Genomic DNA, 15,201 nt, shown 5'->3' on the forward strand with positions numbered 1-15,201 from the left:
GGAGATAAGCCATTATGGCAGTCATGAAATTTCTATGTGACACCAAACGCTGCATCGAGTGTAACGGTTGCGTCACAGCATGTAAGAACGAAAACGATTCCGCTCTCGAGTGGGGTATTCAACGCCGTCGCGTCGTGACCATCAACGATGGTCAACCAGGTGAAGCCTCGATTTCTGTGGCTTGTATGCACTGTACCGACGCCCCTTGTCAGGCTGTTTGCCCAGCAAACTGTTTCTACAAGACGGAAGATGGCCTAACGCTGCATAACAAAGATACCTGTATCGGTTGTGGATACTGCTTGTATGCATGCCCATTCGGCGCGCCTCAGTTCCCTAAGAAGGGCGCTTTTGGCAGCCGCGGCAAGATGGATAAGTGTACTTTCTGTGCCGGTGGCCCAGAAGAGACCTTCTCTGAGGCGGAGCGTACCAAATATGGTGCTAACCGTCTGGCCGAGGGTAAGTTACCTATGTGTGCCGAGCTTTGTGCAACCAAAGCGCTGCTTGCCGGTGATGCTGAAGTGGTTTCCAATATCTACCGTGAGCGTATGGCAGCACGTGGTAACCCTAATGCGATCTGGGGCTACACCCCTAAGACTGGCGTTTAAAGTGAATAGTACCGTAAGCCTTCGGGCTTACGGTCTGTAAAGGAGTGACTATGTTATTAAAATCACTGCGCAGCCTATTCACTGTGTTGTTATTGCCATTGGTCTTGGCAATGGGTTTAGGTCTGACAGCGTCAGCCTATGCCGTTGACGACCAAACCAGTCAGCAAATGGCAAACACCAGCGACGCTGATTTATGGCGAGCCGTGAAGTCAGGAGACGAAGGATACACTACAGCGAAAGACGCTGAGGGTGGGGTCATGATTAACGTGTCGGCTATTGAAGGCACTAATGTTAAGAATGAATATCTCACGCCTATCATGGCACTAGCTGTTGTGGGTGTATTTGGTGCTTTCTTGCTCTTCTATCTGGTGAATGGCTCTTCAAAGTTAAGTCATGGTTTCTCTGGCAAGATGATATTGCGCTGGACCAAGGCCGATCTTTGGATACATTGGGTGTTGGCTATCTCATGCTTGGCGTTGATCTTTACTGGTCTTAACATCATGTTGGGTAAGCATGTACTACAGCCCTATGTGGGCACAGGTGTTTGGGGTTCGCTGATCTACGGCAGCAAGACTATCCACGATTATGTGGGTCCGCTGTTTATCGTCGCCTGGGCATTATGTGTGGTTAAATGGATGCCGATGCAGACATTTAAACTGTATGACCTGAAGTGGTTCCTTGTGGTTGGTGGTTACATCAACTTTGGTCCTTTCAAGGGTAAGCACCCTGACAGTGGCTTTGCCAATGCTGGTGAGAAGATGTGGTTCTGGACATTAACCCTGTTCGGCCTCTTTATCGCTGTTTCTGGCATTATGCTGGTAATGCCAGCGCTCGATTTACCTCGCGAAGCGTCTATGGCGGCACTACTGATCCATGGCCTGAGCGCCATCATCATCATCGCCTTTACTATCGTCCACATCTGGATGGCGACAGTATTGAGTGAAGGTGGTATGGAGTGTATGAAGTCGGGTTACTGTGATGAGAACTGGGCTATACAGCACCACAACCTTTGGTACGACGAGATCAAAGAAAACGGTACATTGACCTACAAATAGTAGATCTGAGCGACCGCTCAAGCTTGAATAAAGCACATCGAGAAAACACCCTTCCTGGTTATCAGGCGGGGTGTTTTTTTATATGGAAATGAGCAGGGGGCGAAGCGGACTTAGATCACCTTTGTTGAGATTTTAAGCGATATTTTTATTTTCAATAACAACAACTTCATTACATCTGCTGGATCCCGATTTTGCCTTTTTTTGGCGTTTGCCATCATAGCGCACCAAATAAAACATGACAGACTTAACACTTTGGTCATTTATTCACTTTTTCTACTTATCCACCCCTGTTTAGATCAATATCCGTTGTCTGTTTCTTGCCTATATTGCCCCGGCAATTAATCGGATGTTTTTAATAAATATAGCAATTTCACTAAAAAGCCACCTGTAAATAACATTGCTGTAACCAATGTTCAGGGGCTTCGCTTGAATAGAACCATCCCTACTAATCGAAATTTCCTAAATCCACTAGGAGCAAGAATGAAGAAGCAACAGCCCGATCTGAATCGCAGATCTTTGCTGAAAGCACTCACCATTGGTGGTACGGCCGGTGTGGCCATTGCCGCCAGCGGTGTGAGTGTTGCCCATGCAACAGAGAATAAATCTCAAGAAAAACATACCGATGGCTACCATGAAACTGCACATATCCGCAGTTATTACAATAGCTTGCGTAGCTAATTAGGAGAATTTGAGCGATGAAGTTAACGCGCAAAACAAATGAGGCAGCAACAGCGGCTAAGCCAAGTTTAGGCATCAGCCGTCGTCAATTTATGAAGCACGCAGGTATCACCACTGGTGGCATCGCTGCAGCCTCTCTTCTCGGTACCGGCATGATGCGCCGTGCCGAAGCGAAAGATATTCCACACGACGCACCTATCGAGATCAAGCGCACAGTATGTAGTGCCTGTGCGGTCGGTTGTGGTCTATATGCTGAAGTACAAAATGGTGTTTGGACTGGTCAAGAGCCTGCATTCGATCACCCATTCAACGCCGGTGGTCACTGTGCCAAGGGCGCTGCACTGCGTGAACATGGTCACGGTGAGAAGCGTCTTAAGTACCCAATGAAGCTGGTTGACGGTAAGTGGAAGAGACTTTCTTGGGAGCAGGCCTTCAATGAAGTTGGCGACCAGATGCAGAGCATCCGTCAGGAGTCAGGCCCAGATTCACTCTATTTCATGGGTAGTGCTAAGTTTTCTAACGAAGGCTGCTACATGTACCGTAAATTTGCGGCCATGTGGGGTACTAACAACGTCGACCACTCGGCACGTATCTGTCACTCTACCACTGTAGCCGGTGTTGCTAACACTTGGGGTTACGGTGCGCAAACTAACTCTTTTAACGACATTCAGAATGCGAACGCGATCTTCTTTATCGGTTCAAACCCTGCCGAGGCACACCCTGTTGCCATGCAGCATATTCTGATCGCCAAAGAGAAGAACAACGCTAAGATCATCGTTGTTGACCCACGTTACTCTCGTACTGCGGCACACTCTGATCTGCACTGTGCTTTGCGTCCAGGTACCGATATCCCATTCATCTACGGTATGTTGTGGCATATCTTCGAAAATGGTTGGGAAGATAAGGCCTTTATCGAGCAGCGCGTGTTCGAGATGGAATCAATTCGCGAAGAAGTGAAGAAGTTCCCACCTAAAGAGGTTGCGGACATCACTGGTTGTAGTGAAGAAGAAGTTTACCAAGCCGCTAAGCTGATGGCTGAAAACCGTCCAGGTACTGTAGTTTGGTGTATGGGTGGTACCCAGCACCACGTAGGTAACGCTAACACTCGTGCCTACTGTATCCTTCAGTTAGCCCTGGGTAACATGGGTGTATCTGGTGGTGGTACTAACATCTTCCGTGGTCACGATAACGTACAGGGTGCAACTGACTTAGGTCTACTGTTCGATAACCTTCCTGGTTACTACGGTTTGAGCTCTGGCGCTTGGGCGCACTGGAGTCATGTATGGGAGCTCGACTTAAACTGGGTTAAGGGTCGCTTCGACCAAAACGAATACCTAGGTCGTGTGCCAATGAACACTCCTGGTATTCCGTGTTCTCGTTGGCACGATGGTGTACTGGAAACGCCAGAGAAATTAGCGCAAAAAGATCGCGTCCGTATGGCGTTCTTCTGGGGACAGTCTGTCAACACAGAAACCCGCCAGCGCGAAGTGCGTGATGCTCTGGATAAGATGGACACAGTTGTTGTTGTGGATCCATTCCCAACCATGGCGGGTGTTATGCACCGTCGTAAGAATGGTGTTTATCTGCTACCAGCATCGACTCAGTTCGAGACCGAAGGTTCAGTGTCTAACTCTGGCCGTAGCCAGCAGTGGCGTGAGAAGGTGATCGAGCCGCTATTCGAATCTAAGACAGATATCGAAATCATGTACCGTCTGTCGCAAAAGCTTGGCTTCGATAAAGAGTACACCAAGCGCATCGCGAAAGATGCCAATGACATGCTAGTGATCGAAGACATTACCCGCGAGATTAACCGCGGTATGTGGACTATCGGTATGTCTGGCCAGAGCCCAGAGCGTCTGAAGCTGCACACCCAAAACTGGGGCACTTTCAACAACAAGACACTAGAGGCTGAGGGTGGCCCAGCTAAGGGTGAAACCTATGGTCTACCATGGCCATGTTGGGGTACTCCTGAGCAGAAACACCCTGGTACTCAGATTCTTTACAACACAAGCAAGCACGTACTGCAAGGTGGTGGTAACTTCCGTGCACGTTATGGTGTTGAATACCAAGGCAAGAACCTATTGGCCGAAGGTAGTTTCTCTAAGGGCAGCGAAATCCAAGACGGTTACCCAGAGTTTAGCGACAAGCTGCTTAAGCAACTTGGCTGGTGGGATGACCTGACTGCTGAAGAGAAAGCTGAAGCGGAAGGCAAGAACTGGAAGACCGACCTTTCAGGTGGTATCCAGCGTGTCGCAATGAAGCACGGTTGTATTCCATTTGGTAACGCCAAAGCGCGTTGTATCGTGTGGACCTTCCCTGATCAAGTGCCTGTACACCGTGAGCCGCTGTACACACCACGTCGTGATCTTGTGTCTAAGTACCCAACATATGATGACATGCAAGTTCACCGTCTACCAACGCTGTACAAGTCAATCCAAGAGAAAGACACAGCAGCTAAGTACCCACTGGGTCTGACTTCTGGTCGTTTGGTTGAGTACGAGGGTGGTGGTGAAGAGTCGCGTTCTAACCCATGGCTGGCTGAACTACAACAAGAGATGTTTGTTGAGATCAACCCAGGCGATGCGGCAGATCGTGGCATTCGCAACGGTGACACTGTATGGCTGGAAGGCGCCGAAGGTGGCCGCATCAAGATCAAGGCTATGGTGACACCTCGTGTGAAACCAGGCGTGACTTGGATGCCATACCACTTCGCCGGTGTTATGCACGGTGAGAGCTTAGAGAATAACTATCCAGAAGGTACTGTGCCTTATGTGATTGGTGAGTCTGCAAACACGGCATTGACCTATGGTTATGACCCTGTCACGCAGATGCAAGAGACCAAAGCGTCGCTTTGTCAGATCACTAAAGCTTAAGTATCGGGAGATTTGCCAATATGGCTACAATGAAATTTTTATGTGATACCAAGCGCTGCATCGAATGTAACGGCTGTGTCACGGCATGTAAAAACGAAAATGACTCTGCGTTGGAGTGGGGTATTCAACGTCGCCGCGTGGTGACCATCAATGACGGTCAGCCAGGCGAAGCCTCTATCTCTGTGGCTTGTATGCACTGTACCGACGCCCCTTGTCAGGCGGTTTGTCCTGCAAACTGCTTCTACAAGACGGAAGATGGTCTGACGCTGCACAACAAAGATACCTGTATCGGTTGTGGTTACTGCCTATACGCTTGTCCGTTTGGTGCGCCTCAGTTCCCTAAAAAGGGTGCCTTTGGCAGCCGCGGTAAGATGGATAAGTGTACTTTCTGTGCCGGTGGTCCTGAAGAGAACCATTCAGATGCAGAGCGTCAGAAGTATGGTTCTAACCGTATTGCTGAAGGTAAGTTGCCAATGTGTGCCGAGTTGTGTGCGACTAAGTCGCTACTTGCCGGTGATGCTGAGGTTATCTCAAACATCTTCCGCGAGCGTGTTGCATACCGTGGTTCGAAAAATGCGATTTGGGGCTAATCCCCAGCTTGTATAAGGCCACAACAATCCACACCGGGCTCGCCCGGTGTGGACGATAAGGATGTAATATGAACAAATGGTTCAAACAATTTAGCGTGATCTTAGCGCTAGTGATAGGTACCACATTCAGTGCCCTGTCGTTCGCCCATGGCGACGCGACCGACCATAGCCATGCCGCCACCGAGGGGCAGATCTGGTCTGAACTACAGGCAGGCGCTACCGGATACACTACCTCTCACGGTGAGTTCCATAACCAGCCGATCAACAGCTATGATCTGCGGGTATTGGAGCTGCGCAGCGATTGGCTGGCACCTGCCTTAATGGCGGCGCTGTTTGGCATGATCATCATCTTTGTACTGTTCATCAAGGTGAATGGTATCTCCAAGTTGCATCATGGCTTCTCGGGCAAGATGGTCTATCGCTGGTCGAAATTTGATGTCTCTATTCACTGGTTAGGGGCGATCCCTTGTCTGCTGTTGATCCTCACGGGTTTGACGCTACTGGCGGGTCGTTTCTTCTTCCAGCCGTATCTGGGTGAAGGTTTCTGGGCTGGCTTAGTGTATGGCTCCAAGCAGATCCACGATTTCATGGCGATTCCGTTCATGATTGGTTGGGCGCTGATGACCACACTCTGGGCAAAGAACCAGCTACCTAAGATGTATGACGTTAAATGGTTCCTGGTCGTTGGTGGTTACATCAACTTCGGTCCATTTAAAGGTAAGCACCCTGATGCTGGTTTTGCTAACGCCGGTGAGAAGATGTGGTTCTGGGCCTTTGCATTATTTGGTCTGATTATTTCAGCATCAGGTATGCTGTTACTGTTCCCGAACCTGTTCGAGCCTAGCCGCACACTAAGCCTGATTGCCTTGGTGCTTCACTCTGTGAGTGCCATCATCATCTGTGCCTTCTCTATCGTACATATCTTCATGGCAACTGTGATGTCAGAAGGTGGTATGGAGTGTATGGTGTCGGGTTACTGTGATGAGAACTGGGCAAGCCAGCATCACAACCTTTGGTATGATGAGATTAAGGCCAACGGTACGCTAAAATATAAAGAGTAATCTTTAAGCGACGCTCAACAACACAAACACCTCGTCGGGTCTCTGACGGGGTGTTTTTTTATCTTGTCGGCAATACTCCTGTGTTGAAAACGGGTGTGGATGATTGACAACTTTCCTAAAGCGACTAGCTTAAGCTGTTAGCAATGGATGATTTAAAGGGAGTTGAATAATGTATAGAGGGATACTGTTGGCAATCGGTTTAGTTGCCAGTGGCGTGAGCCTTGCCGACGATTTTCAGGTGAGTTCGCAGATCACCTTGCAAGATGAGTTGCTTGGCACGCCAACCCTGTTGGTTAATCAGGCCCAGGCCGAGTATGTGATGCTGGGAGAGCAGTATCGGTTCAGCGTCAACGTGACCCAACACAATGAAGCTCAGGTCTTGGTTGATTTCAGCCTGAGCGGCAAGGGTTATGATACCCAGTCTCAGGTGCTTATCGACTTGGATAAAGCCGTCGTACTCGACTTTGATGATCAACAGTTTCGTTTTCTCATCAATAAGGTCAGCGGATAAACCGAGCTTATTGCTCAATGCTCGGTTAATTTAACCCGCTTTCCCGATTTCATACTATCTTGCTGGTGACGCGGGCGACCCCAGTATTCAGCTTAAGAGAGTTTTTCACTCTGAATAGGTCTGCTTGTGGTGACTTGTCTGGAACATTTGTTGCTCATCGCCAGTCACACAGATTTGACCTAAGCTCAAGGTAGCCTCATCAAGCAGGAGACAGAGATGGATAACAAGCGGGTTAGCGACAGTATGGGCGATCTCAACATTCCCGCCGACGCCCTGTATGGCGCGCAAACTGCGCGGGCAATTAAGAACTTTCCGGTAAGCGGCCGCACCCTACCGCGCAGTTTCATTCGCGCCTTATTGTTAGCCAAGCTTGCAGCTGCAGAAGCCAATGTGGCGCTAAAGCTGCTTGAGCCTCCGATAGGCCAGGCGATGGGCAAGGTAGTGCAGCAGCTATTGGCAGATCCTCAGATGATGAGCCATTTCCCCATAGATATGTTTCAGACCGGCTCGGCGACCAGTACGAACATGAATGCCAACGAAGTGCTGGCGACGCTGGTGTCGAAGAGTCTCGGGACACAGGTGCATCCCAATGATGTGATCAATCTGGGCCAAAGCAGTAACGATATCATTCCCAGCGCAATTCATATTAGCGCCTTGTTAGCCGTGGAGCAGTCACTTCTGCCCTCATTGGCGCTTCTATTCCAAACCATCCAAGACAAGGCCCAGCAGCTCAACGACATCACCAAGACGGGGCGAACCCATCTGATGGATGCCATGCCGGTGCGCTTCGACCAGGTGCTGGGGGGCTGGGCGAGTCAAATCGAGCAGTGCAGCGATATGATTAAGGGACTGCGCGGCGAGCTGGCGCAGCTGCCCGCGGGGGGCACAGCGGTGGGGACTGGGGTCAATACCCATAAGGAATTTTCGGCGCAGTTTTGCGCAAAGCTCTCGGCGCTGACTCGTACCGAGTTCCGCCCGGCTGACAATCTGTTTAGCCGTATGGCGAGCCATGATACTGCTGTCGCGCTATCGGGCCAGTTGAAGACCCTGGCTGTCGCGATCATGAAGATCAGCAATGACCTGCGCTGGATGAACTCTGGCCCGCTGGCGGGCCTGGGTGAGATAAGTCTGCAGCCGCTGCAACCTGGGTCCTCTATCATGCCGGGTAAGGTGAATCCTGTGATCCCTGAGTCTGCCTGCATGGTGGCCGCCCAAGTGATGGGGAATGATATGGCGATCACCATCGCTGGTCAGTCAGGGAACTTCGAACTGAACGTGATGCAGCCGCTGATCGCGGTTAACCTGCTGGAGAGCATAGATATCCTTAGTAACGTCTCGCGCCTGTTGGCCGACAAGGCGATTGCCAGTTTTACGGTGAATCGCGAGCGAATCGAGGACTCCCTGCATCGCAATCCGATACTGGTCACCGCCTTGAGCCCTAAGGTGGGTTATGTGCAAGCCGCTAAAATCGTCAAGCAAGCCTATCAGGAGCAGCGACCTATCTTCGAGGTGGCTAAGGCTCTCACCGACCTTAGCGATGAAGAGCTTAAGCAGCTACTTGACCCCGAGCGTCTGACCCATGGTGGCTTGGAATAATGGCGTAGAGTAGAGCCTAGCGTTCTGGCGTCAGGTCTTAGGCGGAGAAGGGACGATATAGCAAAAAGGCACCTCCTGTGGAGGTGCCTTGAGTGTCTGCTCTGGGTGTTTACCAGGCCATCTCTAAGATCTCACGGCTGATATCCAGGCTGAGATCGCCAGATTCAGATAGCGCCGTCATACCATGGGCTTCGAGTGCAGCTATGATGTCACCAATCTGTTCCCGGGCGATATCATAATCACGCAGGCGGGTCTTAAGGCCCAGTTGCTGGAAGAACTGCTCCGTCTTGTCGATTGCCTGGTCGACGCGGCTTGCCTCATCGCCCTCTGTGATATCCCACACGCGCTCGGCATATTGCAGCAATTTGGCGTGCTTCTGGCTCTTGCGGACACGCCATACCGATGGCAGCACTGCGGCCAGGGTTTGCGCATGATCAACGCCAAACAGTGCCGTCAGTTCGTGGCCAATCATATGGGTTGTCCAGTCGAATGGCACGCCAGCGCCTATCATGCCGTTGAGGGCCGAGGTGGCGCTCCACATCAGGTTGGCTCTGGCGTTGTAGTTCTCGGGCTCTTCCAGGGTGATTGGGCCAATTTCAATCAGGGTGCGCATGATCCCTTCGGCGGTTCTGTCTTGAACCCGACCATCGACTGGGTAGGTGGCATACTGCTCCAGCAAATGGACGAAGGCATCTACAACACCGTTCGCTACCTGGATCTTAGGCAGGGTGAAGGTCAGGGTCGGATCCAGCAGCGAGAAGCTTGGGTAGATGCTGGGGTGATTGACAGGAAACTTACCGCCCTGATAACTCACTACGCCGAAAGCATTCATCTCAGAGCCCGTGGCTGGCAGTGTGGCTATGGTGCCCAGTGGCAAAACTCGATCTGCCTCGACTGGCACAGGGGCGAAACCGTGGAACAGTAGGCTGGCACTGTCACCCTCAAATCGTGTTGCCAGGGCGATGAACTTGGTGCCATCCATCACTGACCCCCCACCGACCGCGAGCAGGAAGTCGATAGACTCCTCTTTAGCTAGCTTGGCCGCCTTGGCCAGGGTCTCATATTGTGGGTTGGCCTCAATGCCGCCAAATTCGACGACGGTGCGATTACCCAGGGCGCCGAGAACCTTGTCTAAGGTGCCGAAGCGTTTCACGCTGCCGCCACCATAGGTCACCATGACACGGGCGTCTGTGGGGATCAATTTGTCTAGTTCGGCCAGGCGGTCTTTACCGAAAACGATCTGTGTGGGATTGCGATAATCGAAATTAAGCATGGGGATACCTTGTGTCACCTAAGAATATGCTGCACATACTAGTCTTCTGGCGCGAGTTTTAAATACCTATTGCTGGACAATGCTTGCCTATTTCTACTCAATTTCTGTTTAAAGATATTTAAATGGCCTTTTTTTGATGCCTTTTTCTGCCTTGGTGGTAATATTGCCTCAGTTTGTTGTGTCTGGTTATTGAGGTGAAGCGTGAAGAGTGTTGCCGAGTTGATGTCTGAGCTAGCTCCCGATGAGGGAATGAATGACAGCGTATTGCCGGGGATCAAGCTGTTTCGGGGATCGGCTTATGGCGCACGTGGTCCACTGTGTTATTCCCAAGGGATCATGATTGTCGGCCAAGGCAAGAAGCGGATCTATCTCGATGACAAGGTGTTTGATTATGATCCGCAAAACACCTTAGTGATGACGGTGCCTATGCCGGTGGAGTGTGAAACCTTTGCCAGCCAAGAGGAGCCTGTGCTGGTGATGATGATAGATATCGAGTTGGCACAGCTTAATCGTCTCATTCCCATCATGGACAGCTATCACAAGGTACCCCAGTCCCTTAATGAGTCACGCCTGCCAGGTTATTTTATAGCACCGACCAGCGAGTCGCTCGAATGCAGCATTCATCGTTTATTGCAGGCAATGCAGTCTCCGCTCGAGGCCGAGGCCTTAGGGGAGGCCATGGTGCTGGAGATCTTATATCGTTTGTTGGCCTTGCCCAATGCGGCGCCTCTGTATGCCTTAGCGCTGAGTCACACTCGGCTATCACGTATCGATAAGGCGCTAAGTTATCTGCATAAGCACTATGCTTCCAGCATAGAGGTCGACCAATTGGCAGCCTTGGTAAACATGAGCCCTTCGGCGTTTCATCGCTGTTTCAAGGAGGTCACCGCCTCATCACCGATCCAATATCTAAAGAAGCTGCGCCTGAATAAGGCAAAGGAGCTGTTGCTGCAACGGCGCGTAAAAGTTAAAGAGGCGGCAATCGCGGTGGGTTATGAAAGCCCGGCTCAGTTTAGTCGAGAGTTTAAGCGCTACTTTAATCAGAGTCCGGGAGAGTGTGTCAGGTGAGCTTTGTTACAGCTTGATGCACTGTAATAAGACGATAAAAGGCGGCATATTATTGTGAGCTATGCTGTGACCTTCAGGTTCGGTGCGACGTTTTTGGTGTTGTCGCATGCCGACATCATCGCCTTCGCCAGTCGCATATTCCGGTTCGTCTCCCGCGTCATAGTAGTACCAATCGTCATAGACGTGGGTATGTTTGGGTAATTCGGCGAGCGTGAGTTTATGCTTTTCCTCGCCGCCGATAGCCTTGAGCTTGCGCACAGACAGATCATTTTCTTGATCATTCGCCGCCAAGGTAACGCGACCAACCCCCTCGTTATAGCGCTGCCAACCCTCTGGGCAGTTGGCAAGCTCGAAATAGGCGACAGTCCTGGCTGGAATGATGCTTCCGGATGCGGCGATCTGTTTGCTAAGGGCGATGACCCGTTGGCTGTTGGCGAGAGTATTGGCGGCGAGTTCGGTGTATTTGATATAGCCAAAGAGAGCGAGTCAGACGGTGAGCAACACCGAAACCAATAAATTCCATTTCATCATTAACGTCCTTGTATAGAGTAGCGCTGAGCCAGCAGGACTTGAGCCTACATCTTTATTTTTATTAGTTATTTAACCTACGTTATTTAGTTCATCGCTGCAACATATCGATTTTTGCAAAACCCTAGCGAAGCCATATTGTTACTGGTATTGGGTCATAATGGGTGATCACCTTTGTTCAATGTTTACTAAAACATGACATGCTTAACAATTCTTCAGCTAATCTAATGTTAGGTGTTGTAACTCTAAGCCAGTTCACGTTTTATATATTCCTTTAGTGATACTTTTGTGTTCCGCAAATGGATGTGTATCGCTTTAAGTCCTTATTTATTAAAAGGCTTTGTTCTCAAGGCCGGTTCAGCTAGGAATATCTATGTCTTCGTCTTCTATTATTCAAACGGCGCCAGGTGAATTGATTACGCCTTATCAAGCTAATATTACTGTCCCCAACTGGATGCTGAACTCGATGGAACGAGTGATGCAGTACTATGTTGATAAGAATCTACGACTAGATACCCAGTCTGCTTCTATGATGCCTGCTCCTGTGGAAGGCAAGAAGTATATGCTGTATGCCCATGTGCCTTTTTGCCATACGCTATGCTCCTTCTGTACCTTCCATCGCTTCCTGTTTAAAGAGGAGAAGGCGCGCGCTTATTTTGTGTCGCTGCGTAAAGAGATGGAGATGGTCAAGGCGCTGGGTTATGACTTCGAGTCCATGTATATCGGCGGTGGTACGACTACGGTATTGGAAGACGAGCTGGCCCGCACCATCGAATATGCCAAGACGCTGTTCCCTAGCATAAAAGAGGTCTCCTGCGAGTCGGACCCTCAACACCTCGACAGCCCTGGCTTTAAACTGCTGGAAGGCTTGGTGGATCGCATGTCTATCGGGGTACAGAGCTTTAACGACGACATCCTTGCCATGACAGATCGTCTGGAGAAGTTTGGCTCGGGTCAGCAAACCTTCGATAAGATCATGGCAGCCAAGGAGCTGTTTCCCATCATTAACGTGGATCTCATCTTCGGCTTCCGCGGCCAGACAGATGAAGTGATTCAACACGATCTGGATATGGCTTCGCGTCTCGATCCTCGTCAGATCACCACCTATCCGCTGATGATCACTCATCAGACCCGTAAGAGCGTTAAGGGTAAGCTGGCGGCGCCTCAAGGGGATATGGCGCGTCAGTATCGCCAAATCCTCAATAGCCTCAACGGTCAGTATAACCAGCTGTCGGCTTGGGCGTTCGGTAAGGCCAACAACGAAGGCTTCGATGAGTATGTGATCGATTATGACGAATATCTTGGGGTTGGTTCAGGTTCCTTCAGCTTCCTCAACGATACCCTGTATGTGAATACCTTCTCTCTGCGCAAGTATCAGGAAAACATTGCCGCTGGTCGTATGGGGGTTGAACAGCAGAAGAACTACAGCCAGAAAGATGTGATGCAGTATCGCTTCCTGCTGGGTATGTTCTCAGGTCGTCTGTCGCGCAAGTATTTCCGTGATACTTTTGGTGTGAACTTGGATTGGGCGCTCTTTAAAGAGATGACCTCGATGAAGGCGATCGGTGCCATCAAGAATGACCCCAGCGATCCCGATAACCTGATCGTCACAGATAACGGTAAGATGATGGGCCTCTTGATGATGAAAGAGTTCTACTCAGGCATGGATAACGTGCGTGCGCAGCTGCGTAAGCCGCTTAAGCCCTGTGATATGTAAGGCATTTGCCATCTGAGCTAAAGAGGCTGATCATAGATCAGCCTTTTTTATTGCCGGAGCCTTACCAATGCAGGCCTTTGAACCCCTGTTTGCACAATTTCTACAAGGTATCACACCAAGCGATGCTGCCCATGACCTGCAGCATGTTGCCCGTGTGGTGAAAACGGCCAAGCGCCTGTGCGCAAGCGAATCTGCCTGCGCCGAAGTGGTGGTGCCAGCGGCTTGGTTGCATGACTGTGTGGCGTTGGCCAAAGACGATCCTCAGCGCCACCTCTGTTCTACTTTGGCTGCCGACAAGGCGATCGCGTTTCTCACCGAGGTGGGCTATCCAGAGCAGTATTTGGCGGCGATTCATCATGCCATTTTAGCCCACAGCTATAGTGCTGGTATCGCCCCCGAAACGCTGGAAGCTAAGATAGTGCAAGACGCCGACAGGCTAGATGCTCTGGGTGCCATTGGCGTGGTGCGTTGCCTGCAAGTGGGCACCTCTTTGGGACGAGCCCTGTATCATTCGCAAGATCCCTTCTGCCACTCCAGAGTGGTGGATGATAGCCGCTACACCTTAGATCACTTTAAGCAGAAGCTGTTTACCTTAGCCGATACCATGCAAACTGCGTCTGCTAAAGAGGAAGCGGAGCGCCGTACCAGAGTGATGCAAGACTTTCTCGCGCAGTTGGCCGAGGAGATCTAAATAAGCTTTTTAAGCTGTCAGTATGAATAGCCGCTAAGCTTTGCGACGTCGTTGTGAATAGGGTAGTTTGGTGACTTCTTCATTGTGTACAGGGAAATCAGATGATAGTACGTATAGGTGAATTTCAGGCCGCCACAGGTCAGGCTGACGAATTAAAGGCCTTCCTCTTATCCTTAAGTGATTATATTTGCGCATCGCCCGGCTGCCTCAGTTACGAAGTCCTGTGTCCACTCGATGAAGTAGGGCGCTTCGTCGTGGTGGAGCGTTGGGCGTCTGCCGAGCAGCACCGCGCCTCGGTGCAGGCTTACCCCAGTGACAAGATGCAAGAGGCCATGGCGCTCTTCGCCGCACCGCCAAGCGGCAGCTATTACGCGCTGGCTTAGCTGAAGCGAAGGCAACTGAGATGATCTACTTTGAGACACAGCGGCTGCTCTGCCGCGCCTTTGAATTGGCCGATCTAAAGCTTTTTACCGCCTACCGCGCCGACCCTGAGGTGGCCCGCTATCAAAGCTGGCAAGATTACCAATATCAAGATGCGCTGACGCTCTTTGAGGTGCTGCAACAACCCCCCTTTGGCACGCAGGGCACCTGGATGCAGCTGGCTCTGGAATGTCGTCAAACTAAGAGTTTGCTGGGAGATCTGGCGCTGCATTTTATCGATGAGCAGCAGGTTGAGATAGGCTTTACCTTGGCGAGCGAGTATCAGGGTCAGGGCTTGGCGCGAGAGGCAGTGCAGGGGTTATTGCTTTACCTGTTTGAGACCTTAGGGAAACACAGAGTCTCGGCTATCACAGATGTAGACAACCATGCCGCCTGGGGCCTGCTTGAGCGTGTTGGATTTCGCCGCGAGGCACACTATCGGGACAATATCTTCTTCAAGGGCAGTTGGGGCAGCGAGTATGGCTACGCCCTGCTAGCGAGTGAGTGGCGAGAAGTACAAGAGGCAGAGAGCATA

General features: G+C 50.8%; 15 protein-coding genes and 1 pseudogene. 14 read left to right on the top strand and 2 right to left on the bottom strand.

All coding sequences use genetic code 11. The annotated features are described in order from the left end of the window. The first annotated feature begins 14 nt into the window (after window positions 1-14). The 8 genes from fdh3B (CFF01_RS00290) to CFF01_RS00325 all read left to right on the top strand — a co-directional run bounded on the left by fdh3B (CFF01_RS00290) (window position 15) and on the right by CFF01_RS00325 (window position 8,969). On the top strand, window positions 15-605 hold the full coding sequence (fdh3B, locus tag CFF01_RS00290) for a formate dehydrogenase FDH3 subunit beta (RefSeq protein WP_033538894.1): 591 nt from the start codon (window positions 15-17) through the stop codon (window positions 603-605). A gap of 50 nt (window positions 606-655) precedes the next feature. Continuing rightward, window positions 656-1,660: a formate dehydrogenase subunit gamma gene (locus CFF01_RS00295; RefSeq protein WP_088903495.1), complete on the top strand. Its 1,005-nt coding sequence runs from the start codon at window positions 656-658 to the stop codon at window positions 1,658-1,660. Window positions 1,661-2,140: 480 nt separating this feature from the next. Further along, window positions 2,141-2,338, top strand: a complete 198-nt coding sequence (locus CFF01_RS00300; protein WP_033538892.1) for a twin-arginine translocation signal domain-containing protein — start codon at window positions 2,141-2,143, stop codon at window positions 2,336-2,338. A gap of 17 nt (window positions 2,339-2,355) precedes the next feature. Then, window positions 2,356-5,211 carry a molybdopterin-dependent oxidoreductase gene (locus CFF01_RS00305; RefSeq protein WP_033538891.1) on the top strand — a complete coding sequence of 952 codons (2,856 nt, stop codon included), beginning with the start codon at window positions 2,356-2,358 and terminating at the stop codon, window positions 5,209-5,211. 20 nt (window positions 5,212-5,231) lie between these two features. Beyond that, complete coding sequence (gene fdh3B / locus CFF01_RS00310) at window positions 5,232-5,801, top strand: formate dehydrogenase FDH3 subunit beta (RefSeq protein ID WP_011863874.1); 570 nt, start codon at window positions 5,232-5,234, stop codon at window positions 5,799-5,801. A 68-nt stretch (window positions 5,802-5,869) separates the two neighbouring features. Continuing rightward, window positions 5,870-6,862, top strand: coding sequence for a formate dehydrogenase subunit gamma (locus CFF01_RS00315; protein ID WP_088903496.1), 993 nt, complete (start codon window positions 5,870-5,872; stop codon window positions 6,860-6,862). A 169-nt stretch (window positions 6,863-7,031) separates the two neighbouring features. Beyond that, window positions 7,032-7,373, top strand: coding sequence for a hypothetical protein (locus CFF01_RS00320; protein ID WP_088903497.1), 342 nt, complete (start codon window positions 7,032-7,034; stop codon window positions 7,371-7,373). A 216-nt stretch (window positions 7,374-7,589) separates the two neighbouring features. Then, the gene (locus CFF01_RS00325) at window positions 7,590-8,969 is read left to right on the top strand and encodes a class II fumarate hydratase (protein ID WP_088903498.1); all 1,380 of its coding nucleotides are present in this window, start codon (window positions 7,590-7,592) and stop codon (window positions 8,967-8,969) included. A gap of 109 nt (window positions 8,970-9,078) precedes the next feature. Here CFF01_RS00325 and CFF01_RS00330 read toward each other — a convergent pair whose 3' ends face one another. Beyond that, window positions 9,079-10,242 carry an iron-containing alcohol dehydrogenase gene (locus CFF01_RS00330; RefSeq protein ID WP_088903499.1) on the bottom strand — a complete coding sequence of 388 codons (1,164 nt, stop codon included), beginning with the start codon at window positions 10,240-10,242 and terminating at the stop codon, window positions 9,079-9,081. A gap of 201 nt (window positions 10,243-10,443) precedes the next feature. Between CFF01_RS00330 and CFF01_RS00335 the strand changes: the two genes are divergently transcribed. Then, complete coding sequence (locus tag CFF01_RS00335; protein ID WP_088903500.1) at window positions 10,444-11,310, top strand: AraC family transcriptional regulator; 867 nt, start codon at window positions 10,444-10,446, stop codon at window positions 11,308-11,310. A gap of 6 nt (window positions 11,311-11,316) precedes the next feature. On the opposite strand, the gene CFF01_RS00340 is transcribed toward CFF01_RS00335, so the two are convergent. Continuing rightward, the gene (locus tag CFF01_RS00340; protein ID WP_157704910.1) at window positions 11,317-11,601 is read right to left on the bottom strand and encodes a hypothetical protein; all 285 of its coding nucleotides are present in this window, start codon (window positions 11,599-11,601) and stop codon (window positions 11,317-11,319) included. Between CFF01_RS00340 and CFF01_RS00345 the strand changes: the two genes are divergently transcribed. The 5 genes and pseudogenes from CFF01_RS00345 to CFF01_RS00365 form a co-directional block, all read left to right on the top strand. Then, window positions 11,584-11,826: a hypothetical protein gene (locus tag CFF01_RS00345; protein ID WP_088903502.1), complete on the top strand. Its 243-nt coding sequence runs from the start codon at window positions 11,584-11,586 to the stop codon at window positions 11,824-11,826. The genes CFF01_RS00340 and CFF01_RS00345 overlap by 18 nt on opposite strands. Before the next feature lie 385 nt (window positions 11,827-12,211). Then, window positions 12,212-13,555: a coproporphyrinogen III oxidase family protein gene (locus CFF01_RS00350; protein ID WP_033538883.1), complete on the top strand. Its 1,344-nt coding sequence runs from the start codon at window positions 12,212-12,214 to the stop codon at window positions 13,553-13,555. Window positions 13,556-13,622: 67 nt separating this feature from the next. Further along, window positions 13,623-14,246, top strand: a complete 624-nt coding sequence (locus CFF01_RS00355) for an HD domain-containing protein (protein WP_088903503.1) — start codon at window positions 13,623-13,625, stop codon at window positions 14,244-14,246. Between the two features lie 101 nt (window positions 14,247-14,347). Continuing rightward, window positions 14,348-14,629 carry a putative quinol monooxygenase gene (locus CFF01_RS00360; protein ID WP_088903504.1) on the top strand — a complete coding sequence of 94 codons (282 nt, stop codon included), beginning with the start codon at window positions 14,348-14,350 and terminating at the stop codon, window positions 14,627-14,629. Between the two features lie 20 nt (window positions 14,630-14,649). Next, a pseudogene (locus CFF01_RS00365) lies at window positions 14,650-15,174 on the top strand (GNAT family N-acetyltransferase); the annotation flags it as partial. Between the last annotated feature and the right edge of the window lie 27 nt (window positions 15,175-15,201).

This window comes from Shewanella marisflavi, from assembly GCF_002215585.1.
In the GTDB taxonomy this organism is placed as follows: Bacteria; Pseudomonadota; Gammaproteobacteria; order Enterobacterales; family Shewanellaceae; genus Shewanella; species Shewanella marisflavi.

Bases quoted from the DNA above. Each gene is read 5' to 3' on its own strand.
- fdh3B (WP_033538894.1), top strand. From the start codon at position 15: ATGGCAGTCATGAAATTTCTATGTGACACCAAACGCTGCATCGAGTGT.
- CFF01_RS00295 (WP_088903495.1), top strand. From the start codon at position 656: ATGTTATTAAAATCACTGCGCAGCCTATTCACTGTGTTGTTATTGCCA.
- CFF01_RS00300 (WP_033538892.1), top strand. From the start codon at position 2,141: ATGAAGAAGCAACAGCCCGATCTGAATCGCAGATCTTTGCTGAAAGCA.
- CFF01_RS00305 (WP_033538891.1), top strand. From the start codon at position 2,356: ATGAAGTTAACGCGCAAAACAAATGAGGCAGCAACAGCGGCTAAGCCA.
- fdh3B (WP_011863874.1), top strand. From the start codon at position 5,232: ATGGCTACAATGAAATTTTTATGTGATACCAAGCGCTGCATCGAATGT.
- CFF01_RS00315 (WP_088903496.1), top strand. From the start codon at position 5,870: ATGAACAAATGGTTCAAACAATTTAGCGTGATCTTAGCGCTAGTGATA.
- CFF01_RS00320 (WP_088903497.1), top strand. From the start codon at position 7,032: ATGTATAGAGGGATACTGTTGGCAATCGGTTTAGTTGCCAGTGGCGTG.
- CFF01_RS00325 (WP_088903498.1), top strand. From the start codon at position 7,590: ATGGATAACAAGCGGGTTAGCGACAGTATGGGCGATCTCAACATTCCC.
- CFF01_RS00330 (WP_088903499.1), bottom strand. From the start codon at position 10,242: ATGCTTAATTTCGATTATCGCAATCCCACACAGATCGTTTTCGGTAAA.
- CFF01_RS00350 (WP_033538883.1), top strand. From the start codon at position 12,212: ATGTCTTCGTCTTCTATTATTCAAACGGCGCCAGGTGAATTGATTACG.
- CFF01_RS00355 (WP_088903503.1), top strand. From the start codon at position 13,623: ATGCAGGCCTTTGAACCCCTGTTTGCACAATTTCTACAAGGTATCACA.
- CFF01_RS00360 (WP_088903504.1), top strand. From the start codon at position 14,348: ATGATAGTACGTATAGGTGAATTTCAGGCCGCCACAGGTCAGGCTGAC.